This window comes from Hymenobacter sp. BT188, assembly GCF_014333585.1.
GTDB lineage: Bacteria > Bacteroidota > Bacteroidia > Cytophagales > Hymenobacteraceae > Hymenobacter.
Genome location: NZ_JACSCW010000002.1, coordinates 634,707 through 655,179, shown reverse-complemented (window position 1 = coordinate 655,179; position 20,473 = coordinate 634,707). Strand labels below are relative to the sequence as shown.

The following is a 20,473-nucleotide window of genomic DNA, read 5'->3' as shown; positions in this document are numbered from 1 at the left end:
GTCTTTTGCGAATAACGCCCCGGTTCTGCTTCCTCTGATATTCAACACCCCTGCTCTATGCCCATACTTATTTTCTTCGTTGCCCATTACTATTTGTCGCTGTTCACCCAGACGTTTTATCTGCACCGGTACGCGGCGCATAAAATGTTCACGATGAACAAGTTCTGGGAGAAGTTCTTCTACCTCTTCACCTACGCTTGCCAGGGCTCCTCGTTCCTGTCGCCGCGGGCTTATGCCATCCTGCACCGCATGCACCACGCATACTCTGATACAGAGATGGACCCGCACTCTCCCCACTTCTCATCCAATCCCTTTGCGATGATGTGGAAGACGAAGGTCATCTACACTGATCTGCTCAAGCACAATGTAGAAGCTCCTGAGCGCTTTGAAGGTGATTATCCAGTATGGGAAGCCGTAGAAAATTTTGGCAGCCAGTGGTATTCGCGTCTAGGCTGGGGTACAGCTTACGTACTTTTCTACATCAACTTTGCTACCGCTTGGTGGATGTATTTATTACTGCCGGTTCACTTTTTGATGGGTCCGTTGCACGGCGCTATTGTAAACTGGGGCGGCCATAAGTACGGCTACCAGAACTTCGACAACCATGATAAGTCGAAGAACACGCTTGCCCTAGACTTTCTGGCCTTCGGTGAGTTGTTTCAGAACAACCATCACAAGCTGCCACTACGCGTTAATTTCGGTGTGAAGTGGTGGGAGTTTGATCCTACCTATGTGTTCATTTGGGGCCTGGATAAAATGCGCGTTATCAAAATCAAGCGTAAGCAACAAGTACCAGTTCGGGTTGCTGCATAAGTTATCCTGGATCATAGAAAGGCTGTTTCGGAAACGAGGCAGCCTTTTCTTTTGCCTCTATAGTATTTCTAACACCAAGTAATCAGCTTGAATCTGACGAAAGGTTTTCAATCTTGCAACTATGTGCGTACCTTTGCGCCTCACTTTCAACCAGACGGACGGGTTCCGTCGCTTAACCAACTAGGTTTATGGCAGTTAAAATCCGCCTCGCCCGCCGCGGCCGCAAAAAAGCCGCGCAATTTGACATCGTAGTAGCCGACGCCCGCGCTCCCCGCGATGGCCGTTTCATCGAGAAAATCGGTACCTACAACCCTAATACTAACCCTGCTACCATCAACTTCGACGGCGACAAAGCTTTCGATTGGATCATGAAGGGCGCCCAGCCGACCGATACGGTTCGTGCTATGCTATCTTACCGTGGCGTATTGTACCGCAAGCACCTCCAACTGGGTGTTATCAAAGGTGCCATCGCTCAGGACGTAGCTGACGAGCGTTTCACTGCCTGGAAAGAGCAGAAAGACGCGAAAATCGAAGGCAAGCGTACTAGCCTGGGCACTGCCAAGGAAGAGACGCGCAAGCAGCAGCTTGCCGCCGAGACCAAAGTTAAAGAGGCCCGCGCCGAAGCAATTCGCAAAAAGCAGACTCCTGCTGCTGAGCCTGTTGCTGAAACCGAAGGTGAAACGACCGAAGCTGCTGCTCCGGCTGAAACCACTGAGGAAGCTGGCGCCTAAGCTTAGTTTAGGAGTTTAAACGTTTGAGAGTTTAGGAGTTGTTGTCTTGCGGCTTGTGTCGCGGCAGCCTCTTCTAAACTCTCAGCTTTTTACTACCAAAGCTAACTTTGTTACCTTCCTTTCACTCACTAGAATTCTTGTCCTATGACTATTGACGAATGCTATCAACTCGGCGGCATTGGGAAGACACACGGCCTCAAAGGCTTCGTTGTTGCTTTCCTGGATGTAGATGATGTGGAAGCCTACCGTAAAATGAAGTCGGTGTGGCTAGAATTGCCACCCACGCCGGGCAAACTGACTGCTTTCACCGTAGAGCGGGTACAGCCGCAAGCATCTGACCGCATTTTGCTAAAGCTTAAAGGCATCGACACAATTGAAGCGGCTGAGCCTTTGCGAAATGCCAAGCTCTATAAGGCACTCGACGAGTTACCGGAACTTGAGGATGACCAGTTTTATTTCCACGACGTTATTGGCTACACCGTTGTTGATGGAACGTTGGGTGAGCTAGGCATTGTGGAGACCTTCTATGAGATGCCTCAGCAAGATCTAATGGGTATGCGCTACCAAGGGCAGGAAGTGCTGATTCCGGTGGTAGATGAATTGGTTTTACACGCTGATGAGGCTGAACGTAAGCTACACGTTAGCTTGCCCGAGGGCTTGTTGGATGTTTACCTTAAGCCCTCTTCCCGGGAACGTGACGAGCCCGATGAGTTCATCGAACCATAGTTGAAAAAGCCCCCCAGCGCTCAATTACTGATTTATTTTACGAATCTAGCTTCACTGCCAATGGCGGTGCTACCATGCGCCTCGATATTATAACCTGTCAGCCCGATTTATTGGTCAGCCCCTTTGCTCACTCTATCGTGAAGCGGGCGCAGGATAAGGGCTTGGCTATAATTCACGTCCACGATTTGCGGCGATTTGCTATTAATAAGCACGGACAGATCGACGACTATGTATTTGGTGGTGGCGCGGGAATGGTACTGCGCGTAGAGCCTATTGCGGCTTGCCTGGACGGGCTCTTAGCTGAGCGCCGCTATGATGCTGTCATTTATATGACCCCAGACGGCGAGACGCTTCGGCAGCCGCTCGTAAACCGCCTGTCACTGACTGAGAACCTGATCATTCTTTGCGGGCACTATAAAGGCATTGATGAGCGAATTCGTAAGGCTTACATCACCCACGAAATCAGTGTAGGCGACTACGTGCTCAGTGGTGGCGAGCTTGGGGCCGCTATTCTGACTGATGCAATCGTTCGGCTCTTGCCTGGGGTACTTGGTAATGAAGAGTCAGCCTTAAGTGATTCCTTTCAGGATAATCTGTTGGCTCCGCCAGTGTATACACGGCCGGCTGAGTGGCGTGGCCAGACTGTGCCTGACATTCTACTTTCTGGTAATACTCCGCAAGTTGACATCTGGCGACACGAGCAAGCTCTTGAAAGGACACGTCAAAGACGCCCAGATTTACTGGACGAGTAAGCAGACAAACCCCATGTATGCAGTCGTTTGGCCCTTTCAGCATTTAACTGCGTAATAAGTTTGCCTTCCTCAAAACAGAGCGCTATATTTGCGCCTCTTTTACCCGAAACCACTCGGACGGCGGCGCCGTCCTATTTTTAGTTTTTCCCAGCCATGAGCGTACTACTCGATTTTATCCAGCAGGAATCCCAGGAGCGCCGCGCCAGCTTCCCCGCTTTCGCCGCCGGCGACACCGTTAATGTTCACGTGAAGATTCGCGAGGGCAACAAGGAGCGTGTTCAGCAGTTCCAGGGTGTTGTTATCCAGCGCAAGAACCCAAACTCCAACGGTGAGACCTTCACCGTTCGTAAGATTTCGAACCAAATTGGCACCGAGCGTATTTTCCCGCTTCTGTCGCCCAACATCGACAAGATTGAGCTAGTTCGTCGCGGCAAAGTGCGTCGTGCTCGTCTGTTTTATTTGCGTGGCCTATCGGGCAAAGCAGCCAAGATCAAAGAGAAGCGCGGCTAAGCCAAGCTTTCTTAAGCATACAAAAAGCCGGTCCCTTGATAGGAGCCGGCTTTTTGTCGTTTATACGAATTCGATTAAGCAGCTATTAGCCGTTCGAATTTTTCAAATCCTGCTCGGGTGTTGAATTGACATTGGGGTTTTGTACTTGCTTGGCTGCCTTCAGCAAGGCTTCACCTAAGTTGGTTACCCGCTGAGCAGTGTTTGGGTTTTCAGCGAAAACGGCTGCCTTAAGAGTATTGTCACCAAGGCGTCCCATTAGCTGACCGACAAGCTTATGGTCAATTGTGCCGCCATTGAAGTGAGCCTTTAATGCCTGCAAATCAACTACAATTTGATGCAGTTCTGGGTTGTTAACGTCTTTTACGTCCTCAATCCAGCGCTGAAGCACATTGTCGAAGCCGGCTTTGGAAGCCTCTTCCTGCAAGTCATTGTTCAGGTTATTGATGGCGCCATCCAAGTGGTTTTGGTGCTGAGTATCGTCTTTGGGGATTTTATTAAATGACATAGGTAGTGAATGTTAGTCCGCAGGGGCGGACGGTGTAATTGAATTTAAGAAAACGGACCGACCGCCACAAAGGTTGTGACACGGCATTCTGAAGCCAACGGCGTACTTTCGTCCCGTGTTTATTCGCTCGTTATACTTTCCTCACCGCATGAAAAAGTTATTAGCCAGTTGCTGGCTTGCTTTTCTTCCTCTGGCGCTATGGGCGCAGAGCACCTCACCTGGCAGTTATTGGCAGCAAGAAGTTAATTATTCCATTGATGTTGCCCTGGATGACCGCCAGCACACGCTCACGGCCCAGGAGGAAATTCAATACACCAATAATTCGCCCGATCAGCTCACCTTCATCTGGTTTCATCTCTGGCCTAACGCTTACCGCGACAACTCCACGGCTTTTGCAAAACAGCAATTGCGTAACGGTAGCCGCAAGTTTCAATTTGCCCCCCAGGACCAGCGCGGCTTCATCGATCAGCTTGATTTCAAAGTAAACGGCCAACCCGCTACGCTCAGCTTCGACCCAGAGCATGCTGACATGGCGAAGCTAGCTTTGCCCCAACCACTAACTCCGGGGGGCAAAATCACGATTACAACTCCTTTTCGGGTAAAGATTCCAGTGTCTTTTTCGCGCTTTGGGCACGTAGAGCAGTCGTATCAGATAACGCAGTGGTATCCAAAACCGGCCGTTTATGACAGCCAAGGCTGGCACCCGATGCCTTATTTGGACCAGGGTGAGTTCTACTCTGAGTTTGGTTCGTTTGATGTGCGCATTACGCTGCCCGCGAACTACACTGTGGGTGCCACCGGCGTACTCCAGAACGCGGAAGAACAGGCACGCTTAACGCAATTGGCTACCGCTGCAGCGACCAAAAAGCCGGAAGACTATGGCAAAGACCTGACCTTTCCAACCTCTGCTTCCGAAACGAAAACGCTTCGCTATGTGCAGGACCGCGTGCACGACTTCGCGTGGTTTGCCGACAAGCGCTTTAACGTACTTAAGAGCGCCGTTACGCTGCCTTCGGGTAAGCAGGTAGATACCTGGGTGATGTTCGTGAACAAGGACGTAGAGAAGTGGATAAAAGGCCTACAGGATGTAAATGATGCTGTTACCTACTATTCGCAGTGGGTGGGTGAGTATCCGTACACCGCTGCTACGGCCGTAGATGGGGCACTGAGCGCCGGATCGGGCATGGAATACCCTATGGTAACCGTTACGATGCCATCGGCCATTGTGCATGAGGTAGGTCACAATTGGTTTTATGGCATTCTGGCTTCTAACGAGCGCACGTTTCCCTGGCTGGACGAAGGCGTAAACTCTTACATTGAAAACCGCGTGGCCGAGCGCGACAACCCAAATGCTGGCATGTTCGAAAGCGTACTACGGTCAGGCAAAGCCGCCCAGTTATTTGGGGTCGACGGGTTGGATGCTACCGCTTTGAACCAGGTGCCTTATCAGGCCTCCGCTAGTCGGGGCCTTGATCAACCTGTAAGTGGGCCCAGTGCGGCTGAGTACGGCAAAATCAATTATGGTATCATCGTATATACAAAAACAGCGTCTCTCCTGAAGTACCTGGCAGGTTATCTGGGACAGGAAAAATTTGATGCCGCCATGCGCGCTTATTACCAGCGCTGGCAGTTTAAGCACCCCTCCCCAGCTGACATGCAGGCAGCGTTTGAGGAAAGCACTGGCCAGCAGCTCGACTGGTTTTTTGAGAACATGCTTCAAAACACCACTCGCTACAACGCCGCTGTTGGTGACATACAGCTGACGAATGATCAGGTAAAGGTGCTGGTTCGCAATGATTCACCGGCACCCTTTGCAGTGCCTGTGTCTACCCTGAATTCACAGGGCCAGGTGCTCGAAACACAGTGGACGCCCGTATTTGGTAACGGAGAGGAAGATGAAGAAACCCAGCTTGACTTTCGGCGCGAAGGCGTTGCCTCCATCGTCATTGACCCCACGTACGTTACACCCCAGCTTAATCGTCGAGATGATAAGCTCAATCTAAGTGGCAGTTTGCCTCGATTCGAGCCTTTACGCCTCCGACCTCTCGTAAGTGTGGAGCGCTGGGACCGTGCCGCCATCAACTGGGCGCCAGTGCTGGGAGCAAATACATCCGACAAACTCATGTTAGGAGCTGCCTTTTATAGCAGCCCGCTAGTTCCCAAGCGCTTGAGCTATCTGGCAATGCCGATGTACAGCTTCAACCGCAATGAGCTAAACGGCATTGGTATGCTTAATCTGAACATTTTGCCCAAGGAAACCGCTCGTCAGCTTATCACGGGTGTCACGGTGCAGCGTTTTGAGCGCTATGTAAAAGTGGAGCCTAGCCTGACCCTGACTTTACCTAAGTCGGCGTATAATGCCCCTCAGCACATGGTTCAACTTGCTAATACTTCCGTGCGCAACGAGGATTTTGATGTGACCAGCAGCATCCAGACGTTGCTGTATCAGGTGCAGGCTGGCGACGCGCTGCAAACCTGGTCAGCAAGCGTGGAGTTGAACCGACTTACTCCCGATTTGTCTGTAGATAATTCGTCAGTCCAGGCGACTTTGCTGCGCGCTTCGGCTTCATACAGCCGCTATTACTCGCCAAAGAAACGCGTGCAGGCCCGTTTGTTTGGCGGACGCTTTTTGCAAAAGGCTAATGAGGCACCCTTCTTCATCGGTCTGAGTGGTAGTCCCGACTATCGTCGCCAAACGGCTTTCCTAGACCGCCAGCAGATTTCGGATGCCTTTACTGCTCAAACGCATCAAACCGACGACCGCGACGGTGCCTTCAAAGGTTTTATTCCGGTTGGCAGCCAGCGGTGGCTTAGCACGCTTAATCTGCAAGCTGACCTGCCGGTGACAGGCCTAGGTCTATTTGCTGACCTTGGTGCTACTAAAGAAGACAACACACTTTATAGCAGCCGTGGAGGGCAAAGTTTCTTCTACGATGCCGGCATAGTGGTTCCGGTTATTAAAAACATCTTCCAGTTTTACTTGCCCGTAGCCGGCTCTCAATACGAGAACGGTTTGCCCAGCAGCCGCAAGGATTTCACCGATCGGATTCGCTTCGTACTGCGGTTGGATCAACTGAACCCCTTCCGCCAGCTTGATGAGCAGCTGGCCAAGTAAGCCCAAGTATTGATGCAGGGAGCCAAACGACTTATAGTTAGCCTTCTGATTGGTCTCGGCGTAGCTGGTTGTCAAACCGACTACGCCGAGCTACCGACCTTTTCGGCTGAGCATAGGCTGCTTCAAGCTGTCATTGAGGTTCCGGCGGGCACCAATCTTGAGCATCGCTACGACCCAGCCACCCACGAATTTGCCCCCCAGCAACGGGCGGGCAAAGATCGAGTACTGGAGTTTCTGCCTTATCCTGGCAACTACGGCTTTGTGCCGGGTACTAGCACCGCAACCGGTAACCCGCTACCTGTATTGGTGCTCGCCGAAAGTCAGCCGATGGGTACGGTGCTTGAAGTGTTGCCTCTTGGCTTGGTGCTACTAGATAATGCTGGAGCTTTGGAACGGGTAGTATTGGCTGTACCTGCGCGGCCAAGCCAGCAGATCTTACTTGAGACGAGAACCTGGACTGATTTTACCCAGCGCTACCCGGCCGCCCAACAGATACTGCGGCTCTGGTTTCAGCACAGGGCCTCACCGGGCATTGTGCGCATCATGGGCTGGAAAGACGAGCAGGCTGCCGTCGAACATGTGCGGAGTGTAATGCGCTAGGCAAGCTTCAGGAATGCATGGACAACAAAAAAGCCCCCCGGAGTTTATCTGGGGGGCTTTTTTCATGCTTAGGATAAGCTACTCAATCTTATTCATACGATCCTTCACAGCCTCCAGGGCTACGCGCATGTTTACAATGTCGGCGCGGGCGGCTTCCTGTTCTTTCAGGTTCATGTCCACTACGTTGTTGTACTGGAGAAGCTCAGCGGCATTTTTGGCCAGTTCCTGCTGAATCTCCATTTTGCGAGCCTTATTTTTCTCGATATCCTTTCTTACTAAGTCAGCCTTAGCAATTACAGCATTATGATTATTCTGTGAAATAACCAGAGACTTTTCAGCTTCGGCTACCTGCACTGCTAAGTCTTCACGATAGAGCAGACGAGCAAAGTCTTTTAGGTACTTTTCCGCGGCGCTCCATTGTACGGGAGTGGCAGTTCTGTCGAGGTAAGCATTGCCCAAGTCGATAGCCCACCAAATGGTAGTACCCGTAGGGGTAGCATCAATTTTGCTGAAAACTCGAACCGGCGTTTTAGAAATCTCATCAATCGTGACACCCTCCATCGAGTACACGCCTTTGTCGTTCTTCACTTTGCTACCGAACCTCTCGTTCAGGCGCTTAGCCCATGATTCCTCCACGCGCTTGCTTTCAAGCTGCAAGGAAATGCGTTGCCCTTTGCGGGGGATGCCTTTGATCGACATATCCGTTTCATCAACGGGCGACTTCTGGGCGTAGCCGGTCACCGTTAGCATGAAGCTCAGGAGCAGAGTAAGTAGTACACCTTGTTTCATATATGAATGAAAAGGGTTGAAGAAAAAGTTATTAGTAGAAAGATTGTGTTGTTATCTCAAATCTCACTACGCCAAATCTATACCAGACTACCCTTTACTGCCTACCCTTTTAGTTGTTTTTTTTCAAGAACGCTCTCTTTTGTTTATTAAATCATACCCTATATCATTTAACTACCACAGCGAGTTTGTCGGCTGCGTTTTAAGGTGCTGTCGGGTTTTTCATTAGCCGCTAATGTCCTTTTGATCGTACAATAAATAGTTACTATCGAAGTGAACTGAACAAAACGCTATACCTGTGGTTCAGCAAGCACTATGCAAGTCACCGTCTGTCGTAAGGAACACTTTAATGCTGCCCATCGGCTCTTCAATCCCGCCTGGGATGATGCGCGCAATCAGCAAGTATTCGACAAGTGTAACAACCCCAATTACCACGGCCACAATTACGAGTTGATCGTACGCCTCACAGGCGCAATCGACCCGGAAACAGGCTACGTGTATGATCTCAAGCGTTTAAGCGACCTGATTAAGCGCGAGATTCTGGATACCTTTGATCATCGTAACCTCAATTTGGACACGGAAGAGTTTCGCCACCTTAACCCCACAGCCGAGAATATAGCGGTGGTAATTTGGCAAAAACTACGGGCTCATCTTGAGTCCCATTTACTTTTATCGGTCACTTTGTATGAGACCGAACGCAACTTTGTTGAATACCATGGATAACGCCGTGCCCGCAGTCGCTGCAACGGACCTCCCCGTCCCGAATGATGCCCATTTGCCGGCTGATCTGCGCACCCCATTGCGCCCCGACGCCTTTACGCTAAGCGAAGAAGAGAAAATAGCTGGCATTGCTGACCATTTTCGCGAAATCATGACTTTGCTAGGTCTGGATCTGAACGATGATAGCTTGAAAGGCACTCCGCGCAGAGTGGCCAAAATGTATGTACACGAGTGGTTTCGCGGCCTCAACCCTGCTTATCAGCCCGATGTAAAGCTTTTTGATAACCGCTACCAATATCATCAGATGCTGGTAGAGCGTGACATCACCTTGTTCTCCTGCTGCGAGCATCATTTTGTGCCTATCATTGGAAAAGCGCATGTGGCCTATCTGCCTGGCGACCATGTGGTGGGCCTCTCGAAGCTGAACCGGGTGGTGCAATATTATGCTCGTCGCCCGCAGGTGCAGGAGCGTCTGACGCGGCAAATTGCCGAGGAGCTAAAGAACACGCTACACACCAACGATGTGGCTGTATTAATTGAGGCGGATCATTTATGCGTGATGAGCCGGGGCGTGAATGACACCAGCAGCGGTACGCTTACGGCTGAGTATGGTGGAGCTTTCGACCGTGACCCGGCGCTCCGCACGGAGTTCCTGCGTTTGATTGGGAAGTAAAATTCTGGTTGTGAGTTGTCGGCAGCCTATTAGCTTGCATCCCCATTCACCACCTCACCTGCCCAACACCCTTTGCAGACCAAACACGTAAGTGCCAGATTGCAATAGGCAACACCCATTAGTATGTCTCAAAAAGTTCTCATCACCGGCGGTACGGGCCTAATTGGCACGCGTCTCGCCGAACTTCTCATTGATGCGGGCTATGAAGTGGCCCTACTCAGCCGCCAAGCCGGCGCTAGCCATTATCACACCTTTCGCTGGGACCCACACCACGGAACGCTAGACCCGGCCGCTATTCGCTATGCCGATTATATTATTAATCTAGCTGGATCAAGCGTATCGGAGGGAAAGTGGACGGAGGAGCGAAAGCGCGAGATTCTGGAAAGCCGCTTAGATGGCACAAGGCTGCTAGCGCAGGAATTAGCTAAAGGCGAACACCACGTCCGAGCATTCTTGTCGGCGTCGGCAATTGGTATCTATGGCGACAGCGGTGATAAGCTAGTAAACGAAGAAACGCCCCCCAATACTCCCCCCGATGATTTTTTGGCCGATGTATCGCGAAAGTGGGAACAAGCAGCTCATGAAGTGGCAGCACTCGGCATCCGGACCATTGTTGTGCGTATCGGTATTGTGCTAAGCACGGAAGGCGGTGCACTGCCCCAAATGGCTCGGCCCGTGAAGCTTATGGCGGGCGCTGCTTTAGGCTCAGGCAAACAGTTCATGTCTTGGATCCACCTCGACGACTTATGTCGATTGCTCATTCAGATGTTGGACGAGCCGCAGTGGCAGGGCACATATAATGCCGTTTCGCCTAACCCGGTCACCAACCAAACCTTCACTGAGACCTTGGCTGATGTAATGCATCGACCACTCGTACTGCCCAAAGTACCAGCCTTTGCTCTAAACCTTATGATGGGTGAAATGAGTGAAATTGTGCTTGCCTCGCAGCGAGTAAGTGCCGAGAAGGTACTGAAACAAGGGTTTACATTTGAATACCCCAATCTGAAGGGCGCCTTAGAGTCATTTTACGCCACGGAGGAATAAGAAATTTCAGTTCCTACTCCTCCGTGGCGGACAGATACCTAAAACTATAAGCTATCTGGTACGGCTATAGTCCCTGCGTTCAGCTTTTCCAGCAGGTTATCCGCTACCAGTGAGTCCATGGGTTCTATTATGCGGCGGCGCGGCGCGGGCGTTACGCAATTATACTTCTTTGATATCTTGACCGTAGGTGTAGGAAAGCGGCCATATTCTATATCTAAGTCCTTATCTCTGTAGAGCTTCTCCATATAGGTGCCGTACACCGGCAAAGCCATACGGCTGCCTTCCCCCTGCTGAGAACGGTAGAAGTGAATACTGCGGTCTTCGCCACCTACCCACACGCCGCTCACTAAGTCTTTGGTTACGCCCATGTACCAGCCATCAGAATAGTTGGAGGTGGTGCCCGTTTTGCCCCCTATCTCGTTTCCTTTCTTCCACAAGTCGTATTCCCATAAGGCTTGCGAAGTGCCACCTGGTTCTTCCATGCCGCCTTTCAGCATATAGAGCATCAGCCAAGCTGTTTCGGCCGGGATGACGCGTTTTTGCTTAGGATCGAATTGCTTGATAACGTTGCCGTTGCGGTCTTCAATGCGAGTTACAAGCAAGGGTTCGGTGCGGAAGCCATTGTTGACGAACGTGCTGTACGCGTTTACCATTTCGTACACGCTCACGTCACCACCGGAGCCCAAGCCAATGCTGGGCACATCGAGCAGTTTGCTGCGGATACCAACTTTGTGGGCATATTTAGCCACATTCTCCCAACCTACTAACTCTGTAAGCTGAGCCGTTACCGAGTTAATGGAGCGAGCCATAGCATGGCGCAAAGTCATATTAGAGCCAGAGTATTCGCGGGTCACATTGTTGGGCTTCCACTCCATGTTCTTACCGTTCTCCACGTAGCGGATAGTCACGCGCTCGTCGCGGATACGGTCGCAAGGCGTATAACCGTTGTCAAGAGCCGTTAGATACACAAAGGGCTTGAAAGTAGAGCCCGGCTGACGACGCCCTTGCTTGACGTGGTCGTACTGGAAGAAGCGGTAGTTCAGACCACCAACCCATGCTTTGATATGACCTGTGAAAGGGTCCATCGTCATCATGCCCGCGTGCAGGAACTTCTTGTAGTACGCCAGCGAATCGAGAGGCGACATGACAAGCGTCGTGTCGCCGTCGCCTTTCCAGGTAAACACCTTCATTGGGCGCTTCGCGTTCAAAGCTGAATCTAGACGGGCTGGCTGGCCTTTATAGCGCTCAGCTAGCCGCTTATACTGATCCGTGCGCTTCATCTGAGTTTGAATGAAATCGGGGATTTCCTTGCCCTGATCATCTACCCACGGATTACCGCCCCGATTGCGCCAGAAATTATCGAACTGACGCTGCAATATTTTCATGCGCTGCAGCACCGACTCCTCAGCGTGAGCTTGCATGCGTGAATCGATGGTAGTATAAATCTTCAGCCCATCACGGTACATGTCGTAGCCGTTTTTCTCGCACCACTCATTTACCGTCTGGCTTACTGCACCGCGGAAGTAGGCTTCAGGGCCATCAAAGTGCTTATCAACCTGATAGCGTAAGGCTAGGGGGCTTTTTTGCAGCGAATCAACCTGTTTTGCTGTCAAATGACCAGCCTGGCCCATACGGGTCAGTACCAAGTTACGGCGCTTTAGCGCAGCTTCGGGGTGAAAGCGTGGGTTGTAAGCAGTTGGATTATTCAGTACGCCCACGAGCATGGCCGCTTCTTCGGGCTTAAGGCTGTCGGGCGAGGTGCTAAAGAAGGTTTTGGCGGCCACTTTAATACCGAAGGCCTGCGAGCCGTACTCCACCGTATTGAAGTACATGCGCAGAATCTCCTCCTTGGTATAGCGACGCTCCAGCTCCACGGCCGTCAGCCACTCCTTGGTTTTGCTAATGAGCGTACTCACCACCGGAATATAACCCAGTGCGCCTCTGGTTTCGCCCCGACGGGTTTTGTATAGGTTTTTGGCCAACTGTTGGGTAATGGTACTGCCGCCGCGCTTTTCGCCGCGTACCACGGCCCACACCGCGCCGGCCATAGCTCGCGGATCGATGCCAGCGTGATCGTAGAAACGGGCGTCCTCGGTGGCAATCAGGGCCTTCACCAACACCGGCGAAATCTTACTGAATGGGATTGGCGAGCGGTTTTCGCGGAAATAGGTCCCGATCAGTACGCCATCAGAAGTATATAGCTCGGAGGCTTTTTCCACTTTCGGGTTCTCCAACTCCTCCAGCCCCGGCGACTTGCCAAAGAGAAACATGAAGTTGGTGCTGACCAGAATGGGATAGAGCAGAAAGATGCCTAAGCCTACAATAAAAGCCCCCCACGCCATGCGCGACAGGATATTAGGCCAGCGTCGACGCGGCTTTTTTACTGAATTTGGCGATTCGGAAGCGGACATGCAGAACAAAACACGTGGCGGCCGGGGAGCCACTCCTAGCAGAAGGCACCGACGACGGATACGCAAATATACCAACTAGGCGCGGCCCCGTAGCCAGACTTCCCGATGAAACCACATGGATACGTGGTCTGGTTCAATTAATTTCCATATCAGTCCCTGATTACAGCGCCTGCAACTCTACTTCCGTTGGCTGGAAAGTTGTGCTTGGCGTTGTTGGAACAGTTGATTTCACAGTCTGCTCGCGCACAGAAATGCCCCCCGGCGCGGCCAGCATCTCCTCTACCCGCCCAAGCTCTACGCTCACGGCGTCGGCAAAGGCCAGCAGCCCAAAACCCCCAGCTCGCAAAGTGCGGTGATAGGTAAACCACACGACGAGCGTCGTGCCGGCCATCAGCGTGCGGTAGGCTTGGAGGGTGGCCCAGCGTCGGAATCCGCTTTGGCCGCGCGTAATCTGTGTTAGCGTAAAGCACTGGAAGTTTAGGTGCATCTCCTCATCGCGGAGAATGCGCCGACAAATCTGCTGTAGTAAGCCGGAGTAGGTGGATTGATAAAGGGCTTGATAATACACGGCAGCAATAATTTCGGCGGTAAGCAGCACCCGCAGCGTGTGCTCGAGCGAGGCCCATTGCCGGAGCCAGCGAAACACTTTATCCAGCCCGCTCGACTTGCACAGGCGTGGCAGTTGATGAATGGCCATGTACTGTCCCAGTACCCGCGCATGGCCCTGCTCCTCCCTGATAAACAGCCGGATAGCAGCTGCATAATCAGGGTTGCCAAGATCTTTGGCTTTTTGGTACAGGTGCTTGCCTTCCGAATGCTCTCCCTGCTGAAACTGCGGCAATGAAAAGCGAATAGCGCGCAATTCGCGTTCGGTCAGACGATAAGAATCGTCCCAGCTTAGGTTGTCGAGATGATCTTGGTTGGCGCTGAAGTAGTTGGCCCAATCGGCGAAAGTCATAGATGTAGAGTTAAAGTGAGGTAGAATGAGCTGAAACTTTGACTTATAGCTTCTTGCCTTCCAACTGTTGGTAGGCTTGCCAGTCAGCGTAGGTATAGCTGGGCCAATTGCGGGTCTCTTGCTTTTCTTTAAATCTGGCTAGGCGCCGCTGGAGCCGCTGTGCTGCTGCCTCGGGGTTGAGCTCTATCCAATTGCTGTAGTATTCGTGCACGAGGTGGCGCTCAGTCAATACCTCGGGGTGAGCAGCCAGAATGGGCAGCACCCGGTCGGGCATGTCGAGCAGAAAGCCGTAGTCGAGTTCGTGCAGCTCGGGGCGCAGATTGTAGCGCGCAATCCAGATTTCCCAGTTGCCACAGGCCAGGCCTATCATGAGAATGTAAGCCGCCAGCGAATTCAGCCGCACCAGCGCGTAAGCTGAGCGGCGTTGCCATATTTTGAGCAGCACGGTGGCTAGGCCAAAGAAGGTGAGCAGCAAGAAGAAGTACACGCCTATTCGCTTGTAAGCAAGCCCTGTATAGAGGATATAATAGCAGTTACGCAGCCCCACCGACACGGCCAACACGGCATTTTGCAGCACCCACACCGTTGCCAGCCAGCGCAGCAATGGCAATCCTCGCTCATAGAAATTCAGGTTACGGCGGAAAAACCACAGCACAATGCCCATCGCCACGAGTATGCTCAGAATAAGCACGTAAGTGCCTTCGTGCACAAACTGTGTAAGGTCGAAGTCGGCGGCGGGCTTGAAGCCAAACCAGATCCAGTTGATGTCGATGGCATTGACAACGAGCAGCAACAGGTTCACCAAGCCGAACATGCTGAGGGCCACAAGGTATTCCTTGCGCAAGTCGAGTGCCCCGAAGCGCTTAGATCGAAAGTCAGGGCGGCGCACAGCAAAAGAAGCCACCCGGTCGCGCTGGCGCAGGACAAACTCACCGAAGCGTGATTCCTTGTCGGCGAAGTAATGTACTGGCACACTCACGAGCGCCGCCCCAGTCAGGGCCAAGCCAAACAGGAAAAACAGGAAATGTGGTATGGAGAAAACCTCGAAGAAGGCCTCCACCCACTCCCCAATTGTATTCAGTACCCGCTCCGTGAGCGCACTATATACGGGGTTGGCAATGGCAAACAGGATGTGAAATACCAAAAGCGCCACCAACGGCAGCACCAGCAGTCGGCCATAAAACCAGGCTCGCTCTACGCGTCCATCGAGGCTACGCGGCAATACGAGCAGCTGCACTAGCCTTGGCACTGCGCGCAAAGCACTACTGATGGCGGTCAACGGCGCATAAACAACCAACTTCAGGTGCGGCTGATTGCGGTAGCCGAGCCACATCGCCGACGAGGCCAGCCAAGCAAGGAATGCCACCCCGGAGCCATACCAAGCCATTATGAAGGCGCTGAGCACAGTGCCCGCCAGCGTCAGTCGAAACCCGCTTGAGCGCCATTGCGGGGCGTGGCGCGGCAACTCTACCAGCCCCACGATTAGCACGAATAGGGTATACAGGAGCACATTCAGAGCCGGCCGCTCTTCCCAGAATAATATGTAGAACCAGATTGCCCCACTCGGTATTGCCACTTTCTGTAAAGTGGAAAGTGTAAGACGAGGTGCCGCAGCCGATGAGGCGGAACGGGCGGGCGGAAAATTGGTGGAGATTTCCATAGCGAATAAGGCAGCTAAATCGAATTTGACATTTTAAAAGAACTTTGCATTTCAAAGTTAATGGGCAAAAAAAGAGTGTTTACCCCCGCAACAATTTTTCTAAAGCGTTCAAATGCTCCTGAAATGCCTGTTTTCCCTCCTTCGAAGGCATGTAAGTAGTATTGGGCTTTTTACCTACAAACTGTTTACTTACCTCCACATAGCCTGCCTTTTCGAGAGCAGCCACGTGGCTGGCTAGGTTACCATCGGTTAGGTCGAGAGCCTCTTTTAGCTCATTGAAGCTCACTGGGTCACTTTGGCCCAGCAGCACAGCCATCACCCCCAGGCGCACGCGGTGGTCGAAGGCTTTATTGAGAATGTGAATGTTGTGCTTCACAGGGCGCGGGCAGTCCGTTCGTAACGGTTGTACATGATCAGGCCGTAAATAATGTGGCTTAGACCAAAGCCTAGCGCAAAGAAAATCAGCCCGTAGCCGGGAAATAAGACCGCCACCAGCCCCAGCGCAATCTCGGTGAGGCCCAGCCACCGGATTTCCTCCAAGGTGTACTTGCTAGCGTTCAGCAAAGCTAGGCCATAAAACAGCAACATGCCCGGCACGACCAGTCCGGCCGCGCCTTGCAGATAAATAGCGAGGCAAAAAAGCCCCCCAGCCACCAGCGGAATGGCCAAACTCAAGGCCAGCCGTCGCCCCAAAGGACTCCACAGCTGCACCCTGTCTTGCTTGGCCCGCCGACGGGTGAAGTAGTAAGCACCACCCAAAGCCAGCAGAATAATACCCCCCGTAAGCATCAGCAGAAATGGCAGCGTTGCAAGCCGCTCTTGCTCTGAGCTTTGCATAATGCGTACAAAGTCCTGCGTACTACCATACTTCTGGCCCAGATACCAATACCCCACTCCCACACCTGCCAAGGCGGCAACGCCCGCCGCAATACCGGAAAGGCCGCTAAGCGACAAGTAACGCGACGAGCGCTCCATGATGGCGCGGATCTCGGTAAGTTGGGCGAGCGGATCGACGGCTGGATTCATATCGACAAAAGTACTTTGTTTTGCAAAGCTTGTAAAGATTAACCTGATTCGCAACTAAGGAAGCGGATGATTCTACTTTGTGACCAATATAATTTCGGAACCTATAGAGACGCGACACCGCAAATTACATTGGAATGAGGCCAAAACAACTCCCTTAGGTGCAGCAAATCCGTTACAATATCTCAATGCTACTGCAGCCGCGCACTAGTAAAATACCCTAACCCATTCATTACTTGAAGCTCCGCCTCCACCTATTCGAGTTTGAAGACCAGCCTTGGTTCCCGAGTATCATTAGGGCAGGCATGATGGACTATTTACGCTTTATGACCAGCCGCTTAGGCATTTATCAGCCGCTGGTGCCGGTGCTACAGGAGGCGCTTCTACAAACTCAGCAACTCTATATAGTAGAACTTGGTGCGGGAGCGGGCGGTGGCACCGACGGCGTAGCGCGGGCGCTACGCCAGCTGCCGGGCCTAGCCGATCTGCGCGTTACCCTCACCGATTTATACCCGCAGCCTGATGCTTGGCAAGGCATTCAGGAAAGCTCTGGGGGGCAAATTGGCTACGAAACAGCGCCCGTCGATGCTACGGCGGTACCCGCTCATCTTACCGGCTTCCGGACCATATTCTCCGCCTTTCACCACTTTACGCCCGCAGCGGCCGAGGCTATCCTGGCCGACGCTGTGCGGCAAGGTGCGGGCATTGGGGTGTTTGAGGGCGCCGGCAAGCACTGGCACGAAATCCTGCTGGCCTGGACGATTCTGCCCATTATGCAGGTGCTAGCTACACCGTTTATGCCGCCATTTCGGCTGAGTCGTCTGTTTTTTACTTTCATCATTCCCCTGATACCACTTTGCACCATCTGGGACGGTACCGTATCTATTCTGCGCATGTACCCAACGGCTCAACTGCTTGACTTGGCGCGTAAAGCTGATCTGGGGGGCAAATTTGAGTGGCGGAGCGGTAAGGTGAAACATTGGTCTGGCTCGCAGGTGACGTACTTAGTGGGCTGGCCAAAAAGGGGTAAACCCAGAAAACAGACTTTAGGCTGTCGGGTGGAAGTATAACTCCACTTACCTTTCTAGCTTATCAGGTAATTACTATCAAACCTTTCCATGCTTCTCGCTTACCGCCGTGCTGTGCCGCTGCTGCGTATCCCCTTCTCCGTGTACCTGATGCCGGTATTCTGGTTTGGGCTGAGCGCCTTGCGGCAGCCGTTTAGTCCGTGGCGCGCGGTGGGCGTGTTTGTGGTGCTGCATGTACTGGCTTACCCAGCTTCCAACGGCTACAACTCCTACTACGACCGCGACGAAGGCAGCATCGGCGGCCTTAAAAAGCCCCCCAAAGTATCGGAGGAGCTGCTGCATCTGGTGTGGTTGTTTGATGTGCTGGCCGTGGTAGGCGCCTGGCTACTTAGTCCGATGTTTGCGGGGTTGGTAGCCATCTACCTGCTCATTTCCAAAGCCTACAGCTACGAAGGCATTCGGCTGAAGAAGTATCCTTTTGTGAGTACGCTGGTGGTAGTAGTGTTCCAGGGTGCCTTCACCTTTCTGATGACCCAAGTGGGCGTGGGGGGCAATTCTGCCGAGATTTTAGCTTCCGACAACTTGCTGCTGGCCTTAGTGAGTACGCTGTTTTTATGTGGTTCCTATCCGCTGACGCAGGTGTATCAGCACCAAGAAGACCGCCAGCGCGGCGACCAAACCCTGAGCCTCGTACTGGGCATTCGGGGCACGTTTGTGTTTGCGGCGGTGGGGTTGCTGTTCGGTGCCGCATTGTTGGGCTTCACGTATTGGCAGCGCGACGAACTCCGCAACCTACTTATCTTTCTGATAGCTACCGGCCCGGTGGTGGCCTTATTCAGCCGTTGGGCTTTTCTGGCGTGGTCCGATGTGTCGGCGGCCAGCTTTGAGCGCACGATGCATATGAACCAAGTTTCGTCGCTGTGTTTGAGTGCGGCTTTCGTGTTGATACTGGTGCTGAGACATTGGATAACGCAGTAGCCAAAGCCGAAGAAATCTGGTCAAAAAAGCCCCCGATAACAGTAATTCAACGGGCTACGTATGAGAAGCTGCCTCCAAATTGCCTTCCTAATATGCGTCACGTTCTCTTCTCCGCTTTACTGCTATTCGTGCTCGGGGCTTGCTCCAGACCTGATTCAACGCGTATGGAGTCGTCGGATACGGCGAGTGCTACCGCCCCGGCCGAGCCTATGGATACGACTCGCGCACCAGCCGTCAATGCTCAATCGGACACATTGAAAACGGTACAGCGCCGGCACCGTTTCTCTTCGCCATCCACCGATGATACGTTTCGCCTCGTACTGCGCGGCCCCTCTCTGCTGGCGGGCGAAGCAACATTTACCATTACCAACTCTGGTGGCGAAACGATTTTTCGCGAGGCGCTATCTGCTGCCGATCTGGAGGCTTCTATGGTGTATGAAATGAAAAACAACACCGCCACGCAGGCCGAGCGCGAAGCATTTGTGCGCCGCCGCATGGACGAGTTTTTTGCGGATAAGAACTTCCGCACGCCTGCCGTTACGACTAGAGACACCTACCAGGCTGGCACCATCGACCGCACAACTTGGAACGACCTGCGCCGCCGCCCCGATTCTATCGGCTTTCAATACGTAGTTGGTAAAGAAGACGGCCGCCGCATAGCTTGGTCGCCACTGAAACAGCAGGTAGTGCGGATCGGCAGCTTTGGCGGTTGAGTTCCTCCAGGATTTTACTGCTCTTCCGCGGCTTGCTGCAACGCTTGCCGTACGGCTTTGCTAAACGCTTCATACGGCTGAAAACCCCGCGCCAGCACATAACCCTGCTGACCAACACGCAAGATTGTTGTCGGAAACCCTTGGACTCCAATGCGCTCCACAGCCGCAAATTCCTGTCGCGTGGCATGAGCTGTTTCGGGCAGCGCTAAGCGACGCTCAAACTCAGCTACCTCAATCGCATAGGGCGCTATCAAGTCAGTATAGACAGCTGGATCATTCAAATCCAGGCCGTGGAAATAATGCGCCCGCTGGATGTCGTGGGCAAAATCGATGACACGGCTGGGGTCGGTATTCAGTTGCCGAAAAACAGTGAGGGCACGGCAGGGTGTTTTGGAATCCTGAATAACGCTGCCTTCTTCTCCCAGCTGCAGATACGCCTCACCAAAACGCACTCCCGCCGCCCGCTCTACATCCTGCAGCGCATTTTTGATGTAGTTCCACTTAGCGCCCAATGGAGCCACTCGGTCGCCGGTCACCATACCGCCGCTGAGCACTGACACCTGAATCTGGCCCGCCATCTCGGTGCGCACGCGCTGTATTACGGGCGTCATGCCGTAGCACCAGCCACAAAGCGGATCAAAGATATAGAGCAGTTCGGGGAGGTCGGGCGTGTTTTCCATGCTTCAAAGTACTGCCTTGTGCAGGCGCGGTGCAAATGCTTGTTGTT

The 20,473-nt window shown here is 52.7% G+C and carries 21 protein-coding genes; 13 read left to right on the top strand and 8 right to left on the bottom strand.

Annotated elements, in window-relative coordinates; genetic code table 11:
• Window positions 1–57 precede the first annotated feature (57 nt).
• The 5 genes from H8B13_RS06920 to rplS all read left to right on the top strand — a co-directional run bounded on the left by H8B13_RS06920 (window position 58) and on the right by rplS (window position 3,532).
• Entirely contained in the window at window positions 58–813 is a 756-nt protein-coding gene (locus tag H8B13_RS06920) for an acyl-CoA desaturase (RefSeq protein ID WP_187310061.1), read from the top strand.
• A 188-nt stretch (window positions 814–1,001) separates the two neighbouring features.
• Window positions 1,002–1,544, top strand: a complete 543-nt coding sequence (locus H8B13_RS06915; RefSeq protein ID WP_133271854.1) for a 30S ribosomal protein S16 — start codon at window positions 1,002–1,004, stop codon at window positions 1,542–1,544.
• Window positions 1,545–1,688: 144 nt separating this feature from the next.
• Window positions 1,689–2,270 carry a ribosome maturation factor RimM gene (gene rimM, locus H8B13_RS06910; protein ID WP_187310060.1) on the top strand — a complete coding sequence of 194 codons (582 nt, stop codon included), beginning with the start codon at window positions 1,689–1,691 and terminating at the stop codon, window positions 2,268–2,270.
• A gap of 74 nt (window positions 2,271–2,344) precedes the next feature.
• Window positions 2,345–3,022 (top strand): tRNA (guanosine(37)-N1)-methyltransferase TrmD, encoded by a 678-nt coding sequence (gene trmD / locus H8B13_RS06905; RefSeq protein ID WP_187310059.1) that lies wholly within the window; start codon window positions 2,345–2,347, stop codon window positions 3,020–3,022.
• Window positions 3,023–3,175: 153 nt separating this feature from the next.
• Complete coding sequence (rplS, locus tag H8B13_RS06900) at window positions 3,176–3,532, top strand: 50S ribosomal protein L19 (RefSeq protein WP_133271851.1); 357 nt, start codon at window positions 3,176–3,178, stop codon at window positions 3,530–3,532.
• Window positions 3,533–3,617: 85 nt separating this feature from the next.
• Here rplS and H8B13_RS06895 read toward each other — a convergent pair whose 3' ends face one another.
• Window positions 3,618–4,037 carry a hypothetical protein gene (locus H8B13_RS06895; RefSeq protein ID WP_187310058.1) on the bottom strand — a complete coding sequence of 140 codons (420 nt, stop codon included), beginning with the start codon at window positions 4,035–4,037 and terminating at the stop codon, window positions 3,618–3,620.
• A 148-nt stretch (window positions 4,038–4,185) separates the two neighbouring features.
• Here H8B13_RS06895 and H8B13_RS06890 point away from each other — a divergent pair, with 148 nt between their 5' ends.
• A complete protein-coding gene (locus H8B13_RS06890) occupies window positions 4,186–7,152 on the top strand; it encodes a M1 family metallopeptidase (protein ID WP_187310057.1) in 2,967 nt (988 codons plus the stop codon).
• 12 nt (window positions 7,153–7,164) lie between these two features.
• Window positions 7,165–7,752, top strand: a complete 588-nt coding sequence (locus tag H8B13_RS06885) for an inorganic diphosphatase (protein ID WP_187310056.1) — start codon at window positions 7,165–7,167, stop codon at window positions 7,750–7,752.
• 78 nt (window positions 7,753–7,830) lie between these two features.
• Here the strand turns inward: H8B13_RS06885 and H8B13_RS06880 are convergent, their stop codons facing one another.
• Window positions 7,831–8,541: a DNA repair ATPase gene (locus tag H8B13_RS06880; protein WP_187310055.1), complete on the bottom strand. Its 711-nt coding sequence runs from the start codon at window positions 8,539–8,541 to the stop codon at window positions 7,831–7,833.
• Between the two features lie 312 nt (window positions 8,542–8,853).
• Between H8B13_RS06880 and H8B13_RS06875 the strand changes: the two genes are divergently transcribed.
• From H8B13_RS06875 to H8B13_RS06865, 3 genes are all read left to right on the top strand, one after another.
• Entirely contained in the window at window positions 8,854–9,261 is a 408-nt protein-coding gene (locus tag H8B13_RS06875) for a 6-pyruvoyl trahydropterin synthase family protein (RefSeq protein ID WP_187310054.1), read from the top strand.
• Window positions 9,254–9,931, top strand: a complete 678-nt coding sequence (folE, locus tag H8B13_RS06870; RefSeq protein ID WP_187310314.1) for a GTP cyclohydrolase I FolE — start codon at window positions 9,254–9,256, stop codon at window positions 9,929–9,931. The genes H8B13_RS06875 and folE overlap by 8 nt, the downstream gene beginning before the upstream one ends.
• A 123-nt stretch (window positions 9,932–10,054) precedes the next feature.
• Window positions 10,055–10,975, top strand: coding sequence for a TIGR01777 family oxidoreductase (locus tag H8B13_RS06865; RefSeq protein ID WP_187310053.1), 921 nt, complete (start codon window positions 10,055–10,057; stop codon window positions 10,973–10,975).
• 44 nt (window positions 10,976–11,019) lie between these two features.
• On the opposite strand, the gene H8B13_RS06860 is transcribed toward H8B13_RS06865, so the two are convergent.
• The 5 genes from H8B13_RS06860 to H8B13_RS06840 all read right to left on the bottom strand — a co-directional run bounded on the left by H8B13_RS06860 (window position 11,020) and on the right by H8B13_RS06840 (window position 17,030).
• Window positions 11,020–13,386 carry a transglycosylase domain-containing protein gene (locus H8B13_RS06860; RefSeq protein ID WP_222841353.1) on the bottom strand — a complete coding sequence of 789 codons (2,367 nt, stop codon included), beginning with the start codon at window positions 13,384–13,386 and terminating at the stop codon, window positions 11,020–11,022.
• Window positions 13,387–13,546: 160 nt separating this feature from the next.
• Complete coding sequence (locus H8B13_RS06855) at window positions 13,547–14,344, bottom strand: ferritin-like domain-containing protein (RefSeq protein ID WP_187310052.1); 798 nt, start codon at window positions 14,342–14,344, stop codon at window positions 13,547–13,549.
• A gap of 43 nt (window positions 14,345–14,387) precedes the next feature.
• Window positions 14,388–16,004 carry a DUF4173 domain-containing protein gene (locus H8B13_RS06850; protein ID WP_187310051.1) on the bottom strand — a complete coding sequence of 539 codons (1,617 nt, stop codon included), beginning with the start codon at window positions 16,002–16,004 and terminating at the stop codon, window positions 14,388–14,390.
• A gap of 79 nt (window positions 16,005–16,083) precedes the next feature.
• On the bottom strand, window positions 16,084–16,380 hold the full coding sequence (locus H8B13_RS06845; protein ID WP_133271841.1) for a winged helix-turn-helix domain-containing protein: 297 nt from the start codon (window positions 16,378–16,380) through the stop codon (window positions 16,084–16,086).
• Complete coding sequence (locus H8B13_RS06840) at window positions 16,377–17,030, bottom strand: hypothetical protein (protein WP_187310050.1); 654 nt, start codon at window positions 17,028–17,030, stop codon at window positions 16,377–16,379. Before H8B13_RS06840 ends, H8B13_RS06845 begins: the two co-directional genes overlap by 4 nt.
• 233 nt (window positions 17,031–17,263) lie before the next feature.
• On the opposite strand from H8B13_RS06840, the gene H8B13_RS06835 reads away from it, so the two are divergent.
• The 3 genes from H8B13_RS06835 (at window position 17,264) to H8B13_RS06825 (ending at window position 19,746) form a co-directional block, all read left to right on the top strand.
• Window positions 17,264–18,097, top strand: a complete 834-nt coding sequence (locus H8B13_RS06835; protein ID WP_187310049.1) for a class I SAM-dependent methyltransferase — start codon at window positions 17,264–17,266, stop codon at window positions 18,095–18,097.
• A 48-nt stretch (window positions 18,098–18,145) separates the two neighbouring features.
• Window positions 18,146–19,033 carry a UbiA family prenyltransferase gene (locus H8B13_RS06830; protein WP_187310048.1) on the top strand — a complete coding sequence of 296 codons (888 nt, stop codon included), beginning with the start codon at window positions 18,146–18,148 and terminating at the stop codon, window positions 19,031–19,033.
• A gap of 92 nt (window positions 19,034–19,125) precedes the next feature.
• The gene (locus H8B13_RS06825; protein ID WP_187310047.1) at window positions 19,126–19,746 is read left to right on the top strand and encodes a hypothetical protein; all 621 of its coding nucleotides are present in this window, start codon (window positions 19,126–19,128) and stop codon (window positions 19,744–19,746) included.
• A 14-nt stretch (window positions 19,747–19,760) separates the two neighbouring features.
• Here the strand turns inward: H8B13_RS06825 and H8B13_RS06820 are convergent, their stop codons facing one another.
• Window positions 19,761–20,426, bottom strand: a complete 666-nt coding sequence (locus tag H8B13_RS06820; protein ID WP_187310046.1) for a DsbA family protein — start codon at window positions 20,424–20,426, stop codon at window positions 19,761–19,763.
• Between the last annotated feature and the right edge of the window lie 47 nt (window positions 20,427–20,473).